This is a genomic window from Candidatus Bartonella washoeensis Sb944nv, from assembly GCF_000278135.1.
Classification (GTDB): Bacteria; Pseudomonadota; Alphaproteobacteria; order Rhizobiales; family Rhizobiaceae; genus Bartonella; species Bartonella washoeensis.
This window is the reverse complement of the sequence record NZ_JH725025.1, coordinates 123,668-143,373: the sequence shown is the minus strand read 5'-3', so window position 1 is coordinate 143,373 and position 19,706 is coordinate 123,668. Positions and strand designations below refer to the sequence as shown.

Here is a 19,706-nt window from a genome sequence, read left to right as displayed (position 1 = left end):
TTTTCCCTCATTCAAGGAGACTTTTATGACAGTTTTTGCCGTTGAAAAAAATCAACTTGATACGCGTCGTCGCCGATTGGTTTTTCGTGCATGGCATCGAGGTATTCGTGAAATGGATTTAATTTTGGGGCACTATGTGGATGCCCATATTGTTGGGATGAGTGATACAATGGTCTCTCAACTTGAACATATTATGTCTTTTGATGATCGCGATTTGCTGACGTGGATTACTGGAGAAATTTCACCACCATCTGAAATTGATGGTCCGCTTTTTCGTGACATTGTAAATTATCATGCCTGCATAAATTAAAATTGATCCTGATGCCTATATTTAGAAAAATTGTCATTCCTAAAAATATTTCTGTTCATACGGTCTTTGATGGAGTTACCGATGGGTTTGAAGCCTTTGCGCTTGCTAAATTGAGTTCAGAAATTGCACAAGGTAAACCACTTATCTATGTTGTCCGCGATGGAACAAAAATTGCTCATTTACAGCAAGTATTAAATTTTATTGAGCCCAATTTGCCTATACTTCAATTTCCGGGATGGGATTGTTTACCTTATGATCGTGTGTCACCTGGGATTGTTGTTACGGCACGTCGTTTATCAGCTTTGGCACATATAGCAAATTTACGTAAGAATCCACGCACTGGAATTATATTAACAACAGCAAATGCAATTATGCAAAAATTGCCCCCTCGTGAAATGATTGAGACTCAAATTATTCATGCACGTGCTGGTCAGCGTATGAACATGGGGCACTTAATTCAATTTCTAGAATTCAATGGTTTTGAGCGTGTTAGTGTTGTTCGTGATGTTGGTGAATTTGCTGTGAGAGGTGGAATACTTGATATTTTTTCTCCCGTTGATGTTGAACCTTTACGGCTTGATTTTTTTGGGGATACCTTAGAAACTATCCGCGTGTTTGATTCAGAAACACAAAGAACAACAAGTAAAAGAACCGAATTTTTATTACACTCGATGAGTGAAGTTGTTCTTACACCTGAATGCGTAAACCGATTTAAAAGCAATTATATCGCTACATTTGGTGTATCACAAAAAAATAACATGCTTTATGAAGCAATTTCTCAAGGGCGGCGTTTTTCCGGTATGGAACATTGGCTACCGTTTTTTTATGAGAATCTTGATAGTTTTTTTGACCATTGTGGTAATTTACCTGTTGTTTTTGAGCATCTGACAGAAGAAGTGCTCATTGAGCGTTATCGTCTTATTGAAGATTATTATAATGCGCGCAAGGAGCATGAAAATGATAAAGAAAGTTCCGCTTCTTATCATCCAATAGAGCCTAGCCTTCTCTATTTAACACCAGAGCATATTTTAGAGCGTACACAACAATCTGGACAGCGTATCGATTTCACACCTTTTAATGTTCCACAAACTTTTGAACAAACTATTATTCATGCAAATGTTAAACAGGGATATGATTTTGTAGAAGAGCGTAATGCGCAAGAAAAAAATGTTTTTTCAAGTGTCGTTCATCATATTGCTTCATTGCGTGCCGCTGGCAAGAAGGTTCTTTTAGCGTGTTGGAGTGAAGGCTCTCTTAACCGTTTGTTACAAGTTCTCGATGAGCATGGATTGCAAAAAGTAGATATTGCAAAATCATTTCAAACTGTCAGAGCAACACCACGTGATCGTATATGTGCAGCTGTTATAATGATAGAGCACGGCTTTGAAGTGGAAGATTTTGCTATTATAGCAGAGCAAGATATCCTTGGTGATCGATTAATAAGATCGCCAAGACGGCGTAAACACAATAAAAATTTTATTTCTGAAATTGCTGCTTTAAATTCTGGTGATATGGTTGTGCATATTGACCATGGTATTGGACAGTTTGTTGGTCTTAAAACCATTATGACAACTGGAATTTTACGCGATTGTCTTGAAATTAAGTATGCTGGAGGTGATCGCCTCTTTTTACCTATTGAAAATATCGAACTTCTCTCACGTTATGGATCGGAGGAAACAGATGTAACGTTAGATAAGTTAGGCGGTGTTGCTTGGCAAGCACGTAAAACACGGCTTAAAAAACATTTATTACAAATCGCTGGCCAATTGATCCGTATAGCCGCAGAGCGCGCTATGCGTTCTGCGCCTGTTTTTATTCCGCCAGTTGGACCATTTGATGAGTTTGTTGCATGCTTTCCTTATGAAGAGACAGAAGATCAAATGGATGCAATTGATGCTGTTTTAGATGATTTGGCCTCAGGAAAACCGATGGATCGTTTGATATGTGGTGATGTTGGTTTTGGAAAAACAGAAGTTGCTATTCGAAGTGCTTTTGTCGCAGCATTCAATGGATATCAAGTTGCTGTTGTTGTACCAACAACTTTGCTTTCACGACAACATTACAAGACTTTTATTGCGCGTTTTCAAGGATTACCTATTAAGATTGGCCATGCTTCAAGACTTGTGAAAGCTAAAGAACTTGCACAAGTTAAAAAAGGTATTTCAGATGGCACGATTGATATTGTTATTGGAACCCATGCGTTATTAAGTGATGCAGTCAATTTTTCACGGTTAGGACTTCTTATCATTGATGAGGAGCAGCATTTTGGCGTAAAACATAAAGAGCGTTTAAAAGAGATTAAAAGTGATATTCATGTTCTTACGCTTTCAGCAACCCCCATACCACGCACTTTAGGATTGGCATTATCAGGGGTACGTGAACTTTCATTAATAACAACGCCTCCCATTGATAGAATGGCAGTGCGTACTTTTATTTCACCTTTTGATGAACTTGTTATACGAGAGACATTGCTTCGAGAATATTACCGTGGTGGTCAGAGTTTTTATGTTTGCCCTCGTATTTCTGATCTTGCCTTTATAGAAGAATATCTTAAAACGCATGTACCAGAACTCAAATTTGTCATAGCTCATGGGCAAATGCCGGCTGGACAACTTGATGATATTATGAATGCATTTTATGATGGGCAATATGATGTTTTGCTATCAACAACCATTATTGAATCAGGTCTTGATATTCCAACTGCCAATACTTTGATTGTGCATCGGGCTGAAATTTTTGGTCTTGCAGCTCTCTACCAATTGCGTGGTAGGGTAGGGCGTTCAAAACAACGTGCGTATGCACTCTTTACGTTTCCTTCTGGTAAAGTTTTAACACCTGCTGCTGATCGTCGCCTTAAAGTTTTACAATCTCTTGATACGTTGGGGGCTGGCTTTCAATTGGCAAGTCATGACATGGATATTCGCGGTTCAGGCAATTTTTTAGGTGAAGAGCAATCGGGGCATATTAAAGAAGTTGGATTTGAGCTCTATCAAAAAATGCTTGAAGAGGCTGTTGCTGAATTAAAAGATGGCGAGCAAAGTGAAGATAAGCAATGGTCGCCTCAGATTTCGCTTGGCACAACAGTGATGATACCAGAAAGTTTTGTGCCTGACTTATCGTTACGTATGGGACTTTACCGCCGTTTAACAGAACTTGATGATTTAGAAAAAATCGAAGAATTTGGAGTTGAGTTAATCGATCGCTTTGGTCCTTTACCCCTTGAAGTTCAATATCTTCTTAAAGTTTTTTATATCAAAATATTGTGTCGAAAGGCACATGTAGAAAAATTGGATACAGGACCAAAGGGTGTTGTTATACAGTTTCGCAATAATTATTTTGCGAATAGTATGGCTCTTGTTCAGTGGGTTGGAAAACAGGGTTCTATGGCAAAAATTCGACCAGACCAGAGCATTGTCCTTATTCGAGATTGGTCAACAATAGATGAAAGACTTGTTGGAGCAGCAACTGTTATGACACAGCTTGCAGAAATGGCACGATAATATTTCCTTTAGAAATTTCTCTATTGGTGAAAAATTATCACTCATTTTTTAACTTATACTATAAATATATTTATTTAAGATAAAAATATACAAAAAAATCTATTAATAAATTTAATTCTTTAGAAAATATCAGATTCCAATATAAAGTACGATAGGCTTATACAGGGATAGAATGTCTTAATCTTAAATTTAAAGTTGGATGATCTACATAAAAAACAGATTCATAAGGAAAATAATCAATTTTATCTGATACTTTTCAAATTCTATGTATTGCAATACCTGTTGTGAGAGCTTTATGCATTAAATAAAGAATTATGAATGTAAAGAAAAGTCTAAAATAATGAGATTTGCAGAATTACATAGAACTTTACTTTAATCATATTGCAATATTTTTTCATTTATGCGATCTTATCTCGTTCCATTGTACTAATGTATCTTATAGATAAATTTTATAAAAAGCCAATGGATAAAAGGGGGTTGCTGTATATGGGTGTATAAAGGTTCAACTAGCTGTTTGTAGCTTTTTTTCTCGAAATTTGACTTTTCTCTTTATATTGAAGTAAGAGGCATAAAAGAGATGTCATTTCATTGATTTAATTGAAGGTACTTGATTGAAATTATATTTAATATTCCTCATGTTGAGGTTATTGTAAAAGCGCGTTGAAAGGATTAACTTAATCATGTCGCATAAAAATATCTATTTTGCTGTTTCAGTATTAGCTGGAGCGCTTTCCCTTTTTCTTACAATCCATAATTCTGCAAGTGCACAAACTTTGTCTCAAGGTTGGTACAAGGTTTGCAGCAAGCAGCATGATGTTGATATTTGTAATACAATGAACACTGTTGTATCAAATACTGGACAACCTTTGACGGCTTTTAATCTCGTTGAAATAAAAGGGAAACAAAATGAAAGACGTATAGGCATTCAAGTGCCTACAGGTCGTTTTTTGCCAGAAGGGGTTCATATTCAAATTGGAGATGACTTCTCTAAAAAAGTTCCTTATATTATTTGTAATGGGCCGAGTTGTATTGCCAATGATGCCTTAGATGATAAACTCGTTGCTGCTATGAAAAGTGGTTCAAAAATGGTTGTAACCACAATTAATTTCCGTGGCTCTGCTAATCCTATTGAATTTTCTCTTAATGGATTCACAGCCGCATACACAGGTCCTGGTATGGAGGAAAAGGATTTTCAACAAGAACAAATAAAATTGCAGCAAGCTATTCAATCAAAGCAAAAAGAGTTTGAAGATCGTATGCGGGCTGAGCAAGAAAAAGCTAAGCAAAATTAATAAACACACGACATAGAAAAGCATTATTAGAGCTTTTTGTCTTGTTTTCTTACCTAAACCGCCACAAAGTATGTGGCGGTTTTTTTATGCTTAACTTTTAGAAAGAGTTCTGTGTTTCCACCAACCAATGCGCTTAGTTTTTGGAGTATCTTTAGCTATTGATGATATAACAACGGGTTGTGTGTCTGTTTTCTCAATTTCTGAGGGAGTTGATTCAAAAACTTTTTCTATTACTGCTTTTTGCTCTGATGATTCTTTTGTTTGTGTTAATTCTTTAGAAGAAAGTGTTTTTTTTAGTGTTTTACGTGTTGATTTTTTACCATTTGCAGGAGTTTCTCCTTCCACCTTATCAGCAGATTTATCAACTTTTTTTGTTCTAACTTTATGTATCGAGCTGGTTTTAGATTTTTCTTCTACAGACTCTGGTGTTTCTATACTCTGATCATTTTCAAGGATTTGCTGATTTTGTACTGCTTTTGAAGAACGCACTTTACGTTTTTTAGGTTTAGCAGCCATATCAACTTTTGCAGCTTCATCTTGTTGCATATTTAAGGATTGTGCATCACTTTTTACTTCCTCAAACTCTACAAGTTTAGCAGAGCGAATACGGCTTTCGCGGTATTCTGCTTTAATTTCTGTCAAGGCTTGTGTAGCAAAATCGCCCACCGGTTCTGCATAAGGAATATGAAGGTGATAAAAATTATTATCCTGATTACGGCGTCCTCCACGACGTCCTCGACGACGTCCTCGACGTCGAAAATCATCATTTGAGATATCGTCTTTTTTATGATTGGTGGAGATAGAATTGCCATCAATCTCACCTTGATGATTTTTAAGTCGACGTTTTGGGTTCGTTTCGACGGGTGTTTTAACTTTGATAGATTCACTCTCTATTGAGATTTCATCTTCAATTCCTTCTTTACTATCATTTTCAAAAATTACTGGAGACTGAGAAAATGCTTCAGCTATTGTACCCTTAGAAATAATAAGATGTTGCGTTCCAATGCTATCATCTGCTTCAATACTAATATTAAGCTTAAAGCGTGCTTCTAGATTAACAAGAATATTGCGTTTATGATTTAACACATAAAGCGCTGTTGCTACGGGTGTGCGCACAGTAATATTATGTTGGGAATTATGAAGAAGATATTCTTCAATTGAGCGCATGACATGTAAAGCAATTGATGATTCAGATCGTACATTTCCTGTTCCAGCACAATGCGGGCAAGGTTGTGTTATACTTTCTAAAACCGATATGCGAATACGTTGACGACTCATTTCCAAAAGGCCGAAATGTGAAATATGGCCAACTTGAATACGAGCACGATCGTTTTTTAAACAATCTTTTAACTTTTTTTCAACTATCCTAACATTGCGATCTTCAAGCATATCGATAAAATCAATCACAATCAGACCAGCAAGATCACGTAAGCGTAATTGACGGGCTATCTCTTCCGCGGCTTCAAGATTGGTTTGCAATGCTGTTTTTTCGACAGAAAGTTCTTTGGTAGAACGTCCAGAATTTACATCAATAGCAACAAGCGCTTCTGTTTGATTAATAACAAGATAACCACCAGATTTTAAAGAAACTTGTGGGTGCAACATTTTATCAAGTTGAATCTCAATATTATTCCGTGCGAAAATAGGGATAGGATCACGATAAGGTTGCACAACTTTTGCATGACTTGGCATCAGCATACGCATGAAGTCTTTTGCTTCACGATATCCTTGATCGCCAGAAACAAGAATTTCATTGATATTTTTATTGTAAAGATCCCGTATAGAACGCTTTATGAGGTTACTTTCTTCATGGACAAGGCATGGTGCTGTTGATTTGAGTGTCAAAGTGCGAACTGTATCCCATAACCGTGTGAGATATTCATAATCGCGTTTAATCTCAGCTTTTGTTCTGTTTGCTCCAGCAGTTCGCAGAATAACCCCCATACCCTTGGGAACTGCTAATTCTTTTACAATTTCTTTAAGGCGTTTGCGATCTTGTACATTGGTGATTTTTCGCGAGATACCACCACCCCGTGCTGTGTTAGGCATTAAAACAGAATAACGACCTGCCAGCGATAAATACGTTGTGAGTGCCGCCCCCTTATTGCCGCGCTCTTCCTTGATAACTTGCACCAACAAAATTTGACGTCGCTTAATCACTTCTTGAATTTTATACTGACGTCCTTGTTTACGCTGATAGGTGGGGAGTTCTTCACGTGCATCTTCTGCACCTACCATTTCGATCTCGTTATGAGAAACATCTGTAAATGCATCTTCTGCATCATCAGTTGTTATTGCATCGGATATGACGTTGTTTTCAACATCTGCTGCCATGATGCTGTTTTTCTCATTTTTTGTTTTTCTGGGGCGTTTTTTATTTTTGTTTGTTTCTTCAATGAGAACATCTGCATGATTTTCTCCGACAGCAGCTTTTTCCTCTTCTTCAAGAAGAGCGAGACGATCAGCAATAGGAATTTGATAATAATCTGGATGGATTTCAGAAAATGTTAAAAAACCATGGCGATTACCACCATATTCAACAAAAGCTGCTTGAAGAGACGGCTCTACACGGGTAATACGTGCTAGATAAATATTGCCCTTGAGCTGTTTTTTATGTTCTGACTCAAAATCAAGTTCTTCAATTTTGTTGCCATGAACAACAACAACACGTGTTTCCTCCGGGTGGGAGGCATCTATAAGCATTTTGTTTGACATAAGTTAAAATCCTGAAGGCGACATACACAATTTCATTAAAACGAACAGCATGGCTATTCGTAAACATAAAGGGCTGTCTGCCATAAAAGGGAGATACCGGCAAAACAGGATGAGGTACCGCGTGCAGATGCATGATTGCACTTACAGCATTTCTAATCACCATCCCCATTTGTTTTGTATGACTCATATTTTGTAAGTCTCCGGCAAAACAATCTTTAAAACAGTTCGGATATCCGAACCAACGAATCTTAAATAACGCAATCCTAGCTTTTATAACATAAAGACTTTCTATCCATAAAAGTCTAAATGTGTAACATGCAACAAACCTTCTAAAGACAACTTAATATGGACTACAAATAATTCAGAAGGCTACTATCGATTAGGAAGCGCAAATATTCTTTTTATGTTGATATCATGCTTTTGGCAAGTAACAATATCAATGTATGCCATTATAATGTCCTTATTGCCTTAATTTAGTTTTTTTGACTACACGCTTGAAAGATTCAACATTTATTGAAAAATAGAGCTTAAATTCATTGCATATTTTTGCGTGAGACGAGTTTTGTCTGAATTTTGGAGTAGAGTATTTTGCTTATGATAAAAGGTTTTTTTACTAAAAAGCCGAAAGCTACCTATTGGGATGCTATTTTGTATCTTACATATTGTTTTTTGTTTTTTTTAGTATTCCAAAACAATATCCAAGCTGCAGATGCCCTGAAACTTATCGATTTGCGGACCATTGGTGATAGTGCGCGCACACGTATTATTGCAGTTTTTAATGCTGAACCAAATGTTCGTTTACAGATTTTGGATAGCCCCGCACGTTTGGTGATTAATTTACCTACAGTTGATTTTTCAGAGCAAAATACGCAAAATACATTATCAAATATGCTCTCAAATGTGCGTTACGGTTTCTCGGATATACGGACTTCACGCATTATTTTGACGAGCAAAACTGCTTTTGTAGTTGAAAAAAGTACAATACAAAAATTAGAAAATGGTTTGTGGCAACTCCTGATTGATATTACTCAAAGCACACAAAAAAAGTTTGAGGAGGTATTGAAAAAACAACAAAGAGCTCTTTCCAATATAAAAACACAGATAAGTCTAACACATAATTTTCGTGTCGTTCTTGATCCTGGGCATGGTGGGATTGATGGTGGTGCGCGCGGGGGGAGTGGAGTTTTAGAAAAAAATGTAACTCTAGCCTTTGCACGTGCACTGCGAGATGAATTAAAAAAAGACTCTCATACCACCGTTCTATTAACGCGCGATACTGATGTCTTTCTAAGATTAAGCGAAAGAATTAAAAAAGCACAGGAATTTGCTGCTGATCTTTTTATCTCCATTCATGCAGACACCATTGATGTACATTCTCTTCGTGGTGCTACAGTATATACAATATCGGACAAGGCATCTGATGCAATTGCAAAATCTTTAGCTGAAAGTGAAAATAAGGTTGATTTGCTTGATGGTTTACCTGCAGAGGAATCGTTTGAAGTGACAGATATTTTGATCGATCTGACCCGACGTGAAACACATACCTTTTCGGTTAATTTTGCTAATAGTATTATTGCAAATTTATCAAAGAATAATATCAATTTGATAAATAACCCTCATCGCTATGCTGATTTTCAGGTTCTAAAAGCTCCAGATATACCCTCTGTCTTGATAGAGATAGGCTATTTATCGAATAAAGAGGATGAAAAATTATTAAATAATCCCGAATGGAGAAAACAAATGGCTGCTTCTATCGCTCATTCTATTCGCCAATTTGCTGATTATAAGCAGAAAATTATGCAGCCTCTTTAAAATTGTGAGGAAATAGAGTATTAATACTAGCTTCTAGTTTTATATATTAAAAGATGGAAAACAATTTTTCTTTGTTTTAATTGAGTGGCGATAATACCCTGTTTCTGGTGAAATAATGTATTTTTCCTTTTACCAATTCTGAAGAAAGCGACAGCCGTTTTGATGATGATTTTTTTTAGATATCTTCTAAGTTTTATTATTGCTATTGGGCTTTGGGGAGCAATATTACAGCGAACAATGGCAAAGGAGCAGGCGAGTGCGCTTCCTGATTATGAGGTCCTTTCACTCTATGAACCACCTGTTATGACTCGCGTCCATGCTTCTGATGGTAGCCTTATGGCAGAATTTGCAACAAAACATCGCCTCTATTTACCAATTCAGTCAATACCAAAGCTTCTTAAAGAAGCTTTTATTTCTGCTGAAGACAAAAATTTTTATCATCATTTTGGTTTAGATCCCGAGGGACTGTCTAGAGCCTTGATTAATAATATCCGTAATATTGGTTCTGGAAAACGTCCTGAAGGGGCATCAACCATTACACAACAAGTCGCTAAAAACTTTCTTTTAAGTTCAGACGTAACATTGGAGCGTAAATTAAAGGAAGCTATTCTAGCGATGCGTATTGAGAAGACCTACTCAAAAGATCATATTCTCGAACTTTATCTTAATGAAATTTATCTTGGTCGTAGTACTTATGGTATCGCAGCAGCATCTTTGACCTATTTCAATAAATCCGTCAATGATCTTACTTTAGAACAATGTGCTTATTTGGCCGCTCTTCCGAAAGGCCCAGCAAATTATGATCCATTCAAAAATACGAAACGCGCTATTAATCGGCGCAATTGGGTTATAGATCGAATGGTTGCAAATGGGTATGTAACGCGTGAACAAGGTGAAAAAGCTAAAGCAAAACCTTTAGGAGCGACAGTGCGTGGTAGCGATAGCTACGTTTTTGCTGCTGACTATTTTACTGAAGAAGTGCGCCGTCGTTTAATGCGTCGCTATGGAGCGAAAACACTCTACGAAGGTGGACTTTCAATTCGTACAACGCTTGATCCGCATTTACAACTTATTGCTCGTCGTGCTTTGCACAGTGGATTAATTAAATTTGATCATTCGCAAGGATGGCGTGGAGCTTATGGACATCTTGATAAAAAAGAGGATTGGGGTATAGAACTTGCAAATATTACAGGGTTGAGTGATGTTCCTGAATGGCGTTTAGCCGTTGTTCTTTCTGCTAATGCCAATAAAATAGAGATTGGGTTACAACCAAAGCGTGAATCTTCGGGTGTATTATCAACAAAACGGGAAATTGCTGTTTTGTCTGAAGCCGATTCAAAATGGGCATTACATATTGTAAAAGAAAATGGCTATAGAAGAACTGTTCAGAATTTATCTCATGTTCTGCAAGTTGGAGATGTCATTTTTGTCGAAAAAATACCAAATACAGACAATGTTTATCGTTTGCAACAAATTCCAAAGATTGAAGGTGCAATTGTTGCCATGGAGCCTCATACAGGCCGTGTTCTTGCAATGGTGGGAGGGTTTTCTTTTGCAGCATCTGAATTTAATCGTGCAACACAAGCCTATCGTCAGCCTGGTTCTGCTTTCAAACCTTTTGTATATGCAGCAGCACTCGATAATGGATATACACCAGCATCGGTTGTTTTAGATGGCCCTATCGAAATTCGCCAATATAACGGTGAGATTTGGCAACCTAAGAATTATGGTGGCACTTTTGCAGGGCCTTCAACGTTGCGTTATGGCATTGAACATTCTCGTAATCTTATGACAATACGACTTGCCAATGATATGGGGATGCCTCTTGTAGCTGAATATGCAGAGCGTTTTGGTGTTGTAGATAAATTGCAACCTTATCTCCCTATGGCCTTAGGAGCTGCCGAAACAACAGTTTTAAGGATGGTTACAGCTTATTCAGTTATTGCCAATGGGGGGCGCTCTATTAATCCTTCTTTGATAGACCGAATTCAAGATCGTTATGGAAAAACAATTTATCGTCATGATGATCGTATCTGTGAAAATTGTAATGCTCAGTCTTGGGATAATCAAAGTGAACCCACCTTGATTGATGAGCGAGATCAAGTTCTTGACCCTATGACAGCTTATCAGATTACATCAATGATGGAGGGGGTTGTTCAGCGTGGTACAGCTGCACGGTTACGTTTCCTCAATCGACATATTGCCGCTAAAACAGGAACAACCAATGATTCTAAAGATGTGTGGTTTATGGGATTTACTCCTGATCTTGTCGTTGGTATTTTCGTTGGTTACGATCAACCAGCTCCGTTAGGATACAACGGAACGGGAAGTTCATTGGCGGCTCCTATTTTTGGTGAATTTATGGCAGCTGCTCTGAAAGGAAAGCCAGATGTACCATTTAAAATGCCCAAAGGTATGATTTTAATGCCGATTAATCGTAAGACAGGTATGCTTGCTGAAGCAGGAGACCATGATGTCATTATAGAAGCATTTAAACCAGGAACTGGACCTGCGGATATATATCAAGTAATTGGTAGCACGGATTCTTTTCAAGAAGGTGTTGCTTTAGGAACGACTTCTCCACAGGTCAACAAGGCTCTTGAAAGTGGTACTGGCGGGTTGTATTAATTGGTAGAATCTCTTTGATATGACTGGTGAAGTGAAAGTGCTATCTGTTTTTTCGCAATACGAATACGGTAAATAGGTAGAAGCTATACCGTCCATTTACTATGCCCCATTGAATTTGTAAAAATGTCAAAAAACATAAAAAAAGAGTGTTAAAAAATAAAAATTACGGTGTAAATTATGCGCGCAGAAATAGAAGCTTTAGTTGATGAAATACAGCAGACAATCAATTTGCTAAGGGGGCATCTTTGACTGGGATCAGTCACTAAAACGTCTTGAATATCTCAATCAAAAAGCAGAAGATCCATCGTTTTGGGATAATGCACAACAAGCGCAAGATATGATGCGTGAACGTCAGCGTCTTGATGATGCAATTGGTGGTATTAAATCATTTACAAAAAAACTTGAAGAGTGCGTTGAGCTAATCGCGATGGGTGAAGAAGAGAGTGACATCGAAATTGTCATTGATGCAGAAAATTCAATACGCGATCTTAAAAATGAGATAGATAAAAGACAAATTGATGTACTTCTTTCAGGAGAAGCAGATCCGAATGATACTTATTTAGAGGTTCATGCTGGCGCAGGTGGTACAGAAAGTCAAGATTGGGCTTCTATGCTTTTACGCATGTATATACGCTGGGCTGAACAGCATAAAATGAAGGTTGAAGTACTAGAAACGCATGATGGAGAAGAAGCAGGAATAAAATCAGCCACTATTCTTATAAAAGGGCATAATGCTTACGGTCTGTTAAAAACAGAATCAGGTGTTCATCGTTTGGTACGCATTTCGCCGTTTGACTCAAATGCAAAACGCCATACCTCTTTTGCAAGCATTTGGGTTTATCCAGTTATTGATGATAATATTGAAGTTGATGTTTCAGAGTCGGATGTTCGTATTGATACATATCGTGCATCGGGAGCAGGGGGTCAACATGTAAATACGACAGATTCCGCAGTTCGTATCACGCATATAAAAACGGGTATTGTTGTCCAATGTCAGAAAGAACGTTCTCAACATAAAAATCGAGCAACTGCTTGGTCTATGTTGCGTGCACGGCTTTATGAAGAAGAATTGAAAAAAAAGGAAGAAGAAACGAATGCTGTTGAATCTTCCAAAACAGAAATTGGGTGGGGACATCAAATTAGATCTTACGTTCTTCAGCCCTATCAGCTTGTCAAAGATTTACGTACAGGCGTTGAAAACACTGATCCGCAATCAGTACTTAATGGTAACTTAGATGCGTTTATAGAAGCAGCACTTGCCCAACGCGTTTATGGAAAAGATCAAGAAATTGAAGATATCGATTGATAACACACAATGTCTCTCAAGTTGTACAACACTTATTTCTTGATTCGTTATTTCTATTTAGCTACACGTAGATTCACAAGTTAGCAAATATAGAGCCAATTGAAGAGGACGGATTCTGCCTTTATAAACTCATTGCGTCAATAAGTTTATGCGCCATTACGATGTAAAAGTGTAGCAGTAGCTAAAACACTTTCAGCGTGTCCAGATACACTAACTTTTCGCCATTCTTCTGCTATTATTCCAGTTGAATCAATCAGAAAAGTGCTTCGTTCAACTCCCATATATTTGCGCCCATACATACTTTTTTCAACCCAAACACCATAAGCTTGAAGAGTCGTTTTTTCTTCATCGGAAACAAGGATAATATCAAGTCCATGTTTCATTTTGAATTTATCATGTTTCTCAACGTTGTCTGGAGATATCCCAATAACAACAACCCCGATCTCTTCAAACTTTTTTTTCAGTCGCGTAAAATCAAGGGCTTCATTCGTGCACCCACTGGTATCATCTTTTGGATAAAAATATAAAACAACCGATTTTCCTTGAAGATCAGAAAGACATAATCTGTCTCCACCATCACGTGGCAAATTAAAATTAGGAGCAGGGGAGCCTTTCATTTGTTTTATCATTTGTTGTATCTTTCTTTTTTGTGTAAGCATTACGTATAAGAGTTAAGAAGAGACATAATTATCGAAAACGATAACAAATCATAAAATAATTCTTCAGCTTTCTAGAATTATAATTATCTCACATTTATCTGTCATACATGGTCCATTGTATCACAAGGATTAAATTGAGAAAGCCAAACTAAGCGTGAAAAACACAAATATTGCATATCAAATTGGAGGTAAAAAAATTATCAATAGATATTATAATGGTTTTATCAAAACATGTTTCTTCTTACCAAAAGAAAGTTTAATCATCCCTGCTGCGTTGACATCTTCCTCAAGAATAAGGCGCGTTTCATTCTTAACAATTTGATCATTGACACGCACCCCACCTCCTTGAACATGTCGACGCGCTTCACTGTTCGATTTGGCTAGTCCTGTTTGTACCAGAAGAGACAGCAATCCAGCGCCCATTTTTAATTCTGTAGTTTTAATTTCAATAGTTGGAAGACCTTCTCCGTGTGCTTTTTCTTCAAAAGTTTTACGAGCGGTTTCTTCTGCTGTATTTGCAAGATCGCGTCCGTGTAACATTGCTGTAATTTCTGTTGCAAGAATTTTCTTCGCTTCATTAATTTCAGTTCCCTGTAATGCAGAAAGTTTAAGAATCTCATCCATTGGCAACGTTGTATAAAGCTTTAAAAATCGTGTAACATCAGCGTCTTCTGTGTTGCGCCAATATTGCCAAAATTGATAAGGTGAAAGCATATCAGCATTAAGCCATACAGCTCCACTCAATGATTTACCCATTTTGGCACCGGAAGATGTTGTAAGCAATGGTGAAGTTAATGCGTACAACTGAGGTGTTCCTAAGCGGTGTCCTAACTCAATTCCATTGATAATATTGCCCCATTGATCAGACCCACCCATTTGCATACGTAGACCATAGCGCTTATACAGTTCAACAAAATCATAAGCTTGCAGGATCATATAATTAAATTCTAGGAATGATAAAGAATGTTCACGTTCAAGTCTGAGCTTAACAGAATCAAACGACAACATACGATTGACGGAAAAATGCTTTCCCACGTCACGCAAAAATTCTAAATAGTTTAACTCGCACAACCATTCGGCATTATTGACGATGCATGCATCGGTTTCTTTATCACCAAATATTAAATAATTAGCAAATACTTTTTTAATACCATCGATATTTGCAGCAATATCATCTTGTGTCAGAAGGCGTCGTGCTTCATCTTTGAAGGAAGGATCACCGATCAATCCTGTCCCTCCACCCATCAAAACAATTGGACGGTGTCCGGTTTTTTGTAACCAATAAAGCATCATAATTTGAAGAAGACTTCCAGCATGCAAACTCGAAGCTGTAGGATCAAATCCAATATAGGCACTTACAACTTCTTTTGAAAAAAGAGCATCTAAGCCTTTTTCATCCGAAATTTGGTGGATAAAACCACGTTCGTTCATAATGTGTAAAAAATCAGATTTAAAGGCAAGCACGGATTTTATTTCCTGATTAATGTTGCATTTTTATATTGGGTGGTTAAAGCGCTCTCTATCATAAATAAAGTATACCTCACAAGTGAATGAAATATATTGGTAGTAAAAGAAACAAAGAGACGGTCTCACTTGTATCCTTCAGAGATAAAGGGGGTTTTATTGATATGAACAGACACATTTTTTATCTTTATACGCAAGTAAGATGAAGAAAACCTAAAGGCGCTGAGAAATAAGCTGCATGTCTGCTATCAAAAGCTCGTTGTTTATTTTTTTATAAATCTTTAGCATTTCTAAGTAAGCGACAATATTTCAGGTGGAGGTGCTAGAAATTCACTTGTAATATGATTGTCCAAATATTGTGCACATCGCTCAATAAGTTCCTGATTACATCCACTGAAAAAATGGTTAGCACCTTCCAGTATTTCTTGTGTAATAGTAATACCTTTTTGCGTTTTTAATTTATCTACGAGTGTTTGAACATCTTTTGGGGGAGCAACCTTATCGATATCACCGTGAATTATAAGTCCAGAAGAAGGGCAGGGAGCAAGAAATGAAAAGTCATAAATATTAGGTTGAGGAGCAACGGATATAAAACTCTCAATTTCCGGTCGGCGCATTAAAAGTTGCATACCAATCCAAGCACCAAATGAATATCCAGCTACCCAGCAATTTTTAGAATCGGGATGCTGTGTTTGTACCCAATCGAGTGCAGCAGCGGCATCTGAAAGTTCTCCTATTCCATAATCAAATTCGCCTTGGCTGCGTCCTATACCACGAAAATTAAAACGCAATGTAGTAAAACCACGCTGTTGAAACATATAGAATAGATCATAAACAATTTTATTGTTCATTGTTCCACCAAACTGGGGGTGAGGATGCAAAATAATCGCAATCGGTGCATTTTTTTGTTGTGAAGGTTGATAACGTCCTTCAAGTCGACCTGCGGGACCGTTAAAAATAATTTCTGGCATTAAATGCTCCTTAAATGCTATAAAGGCTCTCATTGAGCTTGGCTGATTTCTACTATTCGTCTATTTTATATGGTCATCTCATTTTAATGAACTCTTAGATATTCTGTTTTGGGTGCATTTTTCAAGAAAATTGCACTATTTTTTTTAATCAATTTATGGAATTAATGATTGCGATGTAAAATGGTTGTAAAACGGCGATATTTTGATCATAATGCGACAACACCGCTCAAAGAAATGGCGCGGATGGCGTTATTGGAGTCTTTAGAGATATTTGGTAATCCATCATCGGTTCATGCAGAAGGACGTGCTGCTAAAGCTTTATTGCAAAAAGCGCGTCGGCAAATTGCTGAAAGGCTCAATACAAATCCAGATCACGTTGTCTTTACATCTGGTGCGAGTGAAGCAGCAATGACCTTATTAACACCCTTTTATAATATGGGAAGTTCTAAGGTTCGATTTTCTCATCTTTATATTGGTGCTACTGAACATCCATCTGTTGCGGAAGGGGGGCGTTTTTCTAAAGAATGCATCAGCAGAGTTGCTGTTGATCGAGATGGTCTCATTCAAAAAGATAAATTAACATCTCTGTTAACAGCCCATGATAACACAAAAGGCTTACCCCTTGTTGCTATTCAAGCTGCCAATAGTGAAACTGGTGTTATACAACCAATACAAGAAATAGCTGCCATTGTTCATAATGCTGGGGGCGTTTTTATTGTCGATTTGACACAATATGTAGACAAAAATTTTGTTGATGTTAATCAGATGGGTGGAGATTTTTTTATACTGTCTGCGCATAAAATTGGTGGACCTAAAGGGGTTGGTGCTTTTGTTGCAAGTGGTAACCTTCTTATGCCACAGCCTCTTATTTTCGGAGGAGGACAAGAAAAAGGGTTGCGTGGAGGAACAGAAGCGTTACCGCTTATTGCTGCTTTTGGAGCAGCAATGGCTGATTGTTTTACTCAAGAAGAGATAATGCAGTTAATGTGTTTACGTAATAAATTAGAAAATGGACTACAGAAAATAAGTCATGATGTTGAAATTTTTGGCAAGAGAGTTCAACGTTTGCCAAATACCACTTATTTTACTGTACAAAATATAAAAGCTGAAACTATGCAAATTGCTTTTGATTTAGCAGGTTTTTCTGTCTCAGCAGGCTCTGCTTGTTCTTCGGGAAAAGTAAAACAAAGTGGCGTCTTGGAAGCGATGGGGTATCATGTTCCAAATGGTGCAATTCGCATTTCAACAGGACGCTGTACAACTGCTAAAGATATTGATGATTTTTTATTGTTGTTTTCTGAAATTATCAGTAATAAAAAAGCTAAAGTTTATCTTTAAAATTTATGAGAATTAGAATTATTTTAAAAATAAAATAAGCTTGATTGAAATTTTCCCACTTTGCATATAGCCTAGAGAATGAATGGCCTGCTTTAACCTTGTAAAAACAAGGCTTTTAATCACTGGTTCTTGACACCAGAAGGAATGGAGAAAGTTTATGCCGGCAGTACAAGAAACAATACGCCAGGTCCGTGAAATAGATGTTGACCAATATAAATACGGTTTTGAAACCAAAATTAAAACGGATAAAGCTCCAAAAGGTTTAAGTGAAGATATTATCAAATTTATTTCTGCTAAAAAACGTGAACCTGAATGGATGCTAGCATGGCGTTTACAAGCTTTTCGCCGTTGGTTGACAATGCAGGAGCCTAGTTGGGCACGTATTGAATATCCCAAGATTGATTTTCAGGAGCTTTATTATTATGCTGCTCCTAAAAATCATACAGGACCAAAATCTTTGGATGAAGTAGATCCTGAACTGTTAAGAACGTATGAAAAACTTGGCATTCCCCTGAAAGAACAGGAAATTTTAGCAGGGGTGAGAAGACAGTCTGACCCTTCTACTTTTGATGATAGTCTTTATGCATCTGGACAGGTAGCTGTTGACGCGGTTTTTGATTCTGTTTCTGTCGTGACAACATTTAAAAAAGAACTGGCCCGTGCCGGTGTTATTTTCTGTTCTATTTCAGAAGCAATTGTTGAGCATCCAGCTCTTATTAAAGAATATTTAGGAGCAGTTGTGCCAGCAAGTGATAATTATTACGCTGCTTTAAATGCTGCTGTCTTTACAGATGGTTCGTTTGTTTATATTCCCAAAGGGGTTCGTTGTCCTATGGAGCTTTCAACCTATTTTAGAATTAATGAACGCAACACAGGCCAATTTGAGCGAACATTGATTATTGCAGATGAAGATTCTTATGTTTCTTATCTTGAAGGTTGTACTGCGCCGCAACGTGATGAAAACCAACTTCACGCTGCTGTTGTTGAACTTATTGCGCTAAAAAATGCAGAAATTAAATATTCCACAGTACAAAATTGGTATCCTGGTGACAAAGAAGGAAAGGGCGGTATTTATAACTTTGTAACAAAGCGCGGAGATTGCCGAGGCGATAACTCTAAGATTTCATGGACACAAGTGGAAACGGGTTCTGCAATTACTTGGAAATATCCATCTTGCTTATTACGTGGTGATAATTCACGTGGAGAGTTTTATTCCATTGCTGTTGCAAATGGTCATCAACAAATTGATTCCGGTACCAAAATGATTCATTTGGGAAAAAATACATCTAGTCGCATTGTTTCTAAAGGCATTTCCGCTGGTTTTTCAAATAACACTTATCGGGGACAAGTTACAGCACATCGAAAAGCTAAAAATGCCCGTAATTTTACGCAATGTGATAGTTTGTTAATCGGTAATGATTGTGGTGCCCATACAGTACCTTATATTGAAGCGAAAAATGCCACAGCTCAATTTGAACATGAAGCGACAACATCAAAAATTTCTGATGATCAACTTTTTTATGTTATGCAGCGCGGAATTCCTGAAGAAGAAGCTATCGCATTAATTGTAAATGGTTTTGTAAAAGAGGTCATACAAAAGCTTCCAATGGAATTTGCTGTCGAAGCACAGAAGCTGATTGGTATCAGTCTTGAAGGTAGTGTGGGATAACTTTTTTAGTAAAGAGTGCGCTTAACCTAAAATAGCCAGAAC

Annotated in this window: 12 protein-coding genes; 8 read left to right on the top strand and 4 right to left on the bottom strand. The window is 37.3% G+C overall.

Annotation, left to right across the window (positions count from 1 at the left end; translation table 11 throughout):
- Positions 1 to 25: 25 nt before the first annotated feature.
- The 3 genes from MCQ_RS07225 (at position 26) to MCQ_RS07215 (ending at position 5,102) form a co-directional block, all read left to right on the top strand.
- Entirely contained in the window at positions 26 to 310 is a 285-nt protein-coding gene (locus tag MCQ_RS07225) for an FAD assembly factor SdhE (RefSeq protein WP_006924490.1), read from the top strand.
- Positions 311 to 321: 11 nt separating this feature from the next.
- Positions 322 to 3,810 (top strand): transcription-repair coupling factor, encoded by a 3,489-nt coding sequence (gene mfd / locus MCQ_RS07220; protein ID WP_006924487.1) that lies wholly within the window; start codon positions 322 to 324, stop codon positions 3,808 to 3,810.
- Positions 3,811 to 4,490: 680 nt separating this feature from the next.
- The gene (locus MCQ_RS07215) at positions 4,491 to 5,102 is read left to right on the top strand and encodes an invasion associated locus B family protein (protein ID WP_006924486.1); all 612 of its coding nucleotides are present in this window, start codon (positions 4,491 to 4,493) and stop codon (positions 5,100 to 5,102) included.
- A 90-nt stretch (positions 5,103 to 5,192) separates the two neighbouring features.
- Here the strand turns inward: MCQ_RS07215 and MCQ_RS07210 are convergent, their stop codons facing one another.
- Positions 5,193 to 7,817, bottom strand: coding sequence for an Rne/Rng family ribonuclease (locus MCQ_RS07210; protein WP_006924485.1), 2,625 nt, complete (start codon positions 7,815 to 7,817; stop codon positions 5,193 to 5,195).
- Between the two features lie 594 nt (positions 7,818 to 8,411).
- Between MCQ_RS07210 and MCQ_RS07205 the strand changes: the two genes are divergently transcribed.
- From MCQ_RS07205 to prfB, 3 genes are all read left to right on the top strand, one after another.
- A complete protein-coding gene (locus MCQ_RS07205) occupies positions 8,412 to 9,629 on the top strand; it encodes an N-acetylmuramoyl-L-alanine amidase (RefSeq protein WP_006924484.1) in 1,218 nt (405 codons plus the stop codon).
- Between the two features lie 162 nt (positions 9,630 to 9,791).
- Entirely contained in the window at positions 9,792 to 12,257 is a 2,466-nt protein-coding gene (locus tag MCQ_RS07200; protein WP_006924483.1) for a penicillin-binding protein 1A, read from the top strand.
- Positions 12,258 to 12,434: 177 nt separating this feature from the next.
- Positions 12,435 to 13,563, top strand: a protein-coding gene (prfB, locus tag MCQ_RS07195; RefSeq protein WP_108702507.1) for a peptide chain release factor 2 whose coding sequence is annotated in 2 segments (ribosomal slippage) — positions 12,435 to 12,503 and positions 12,505 to 13,563 — 1,128 coding nt in all. Because the reading frame shifts where the segments join, the coding sequence is not laid out codon by codon here.
- A 146-nt stretch (positions 13,564 to 13,709) separates the two neighbouring features.
- Here prfB and MCQ_RS07190 read toward each other — a convergent pair.
- The 3 genes from MCQ_RS07190 to MCQ_RS07180 all read right to left on the bottom strand — a co-directional run bounded on the left by MCQ_RS07190 (position 13,710) and on the right by MCQ_RS07180 (position 16,657).
- Positions 13,710 to 14,192, bottom strand: coding sequence for a peroxiredoxin (locus MCQ_RS07190; protein WP_199805785.1), 483 nt, complete (start codon positions 14,190 to 14,192; stop codon positions 13,710 to 13,712).
- A gap of 240 nt (positions 14,193 to 14,432) precedes the next feature.
- Entirely contained in the window at positions 14,433 to 15,686 is a 1,254-nt protein-coding gene (gene tyrS / locus MCQ_RS07185; RefSeq protein WP_006924480.1) for a tyrosine--tRNA ligase, read from the bottom strand.
- Positions 15,687 to 15,976: 290 nt separating this feature from the next.
- Positions 15,977 to 16,657: an alpha/beta hydrolase gene (locus MCQ_RS07180; protein ID WP_006924479.1), complete on the bottom strand. Its 681-nt coding sequence runs from the start codon at positions 16,655 to 16,657 to the stop codon at positions 15,977 to 15,979.
- A gap of 180 nt (positions 16,658 to 16,837) precedes the next feature.
- On the opposite strand from MCQ_RS07180, the gene MCQ_RS07175 reads away from it, so the two are divergent.
- Both MCQ_RS07175 and sufB read left to right on the top strand, forming a co-directional pair.
- On the top strand, positions 16,838 to 17,995 hold the full coding sequence (locus tag MCQ_RS07175) for a cysteine desulfurase family protein (protein ID WP_006924478.1): 1,158 nt from the start codon (positions 16,838 to 16,840) through the stop codon (positions 17,993 to 17,995).
- A 157-nt stretch (positions 17,996 to 18,152) separates the two neighbouring features.
- Complete coding sequence (gene sufB, locus MCQ_RS07170) at positions 18,153 to 19,664, top strand: Fe-S cluster assembly protein SufB (protein WP_006924477.1); 1,512 nt, start codon at positions 18,153 to 18,155, stop codon at positions 19,662 to 19,664.
- The last annotated feature ends 42 nt before the right edge of the window (positions 19,665 to 19,706 follow it).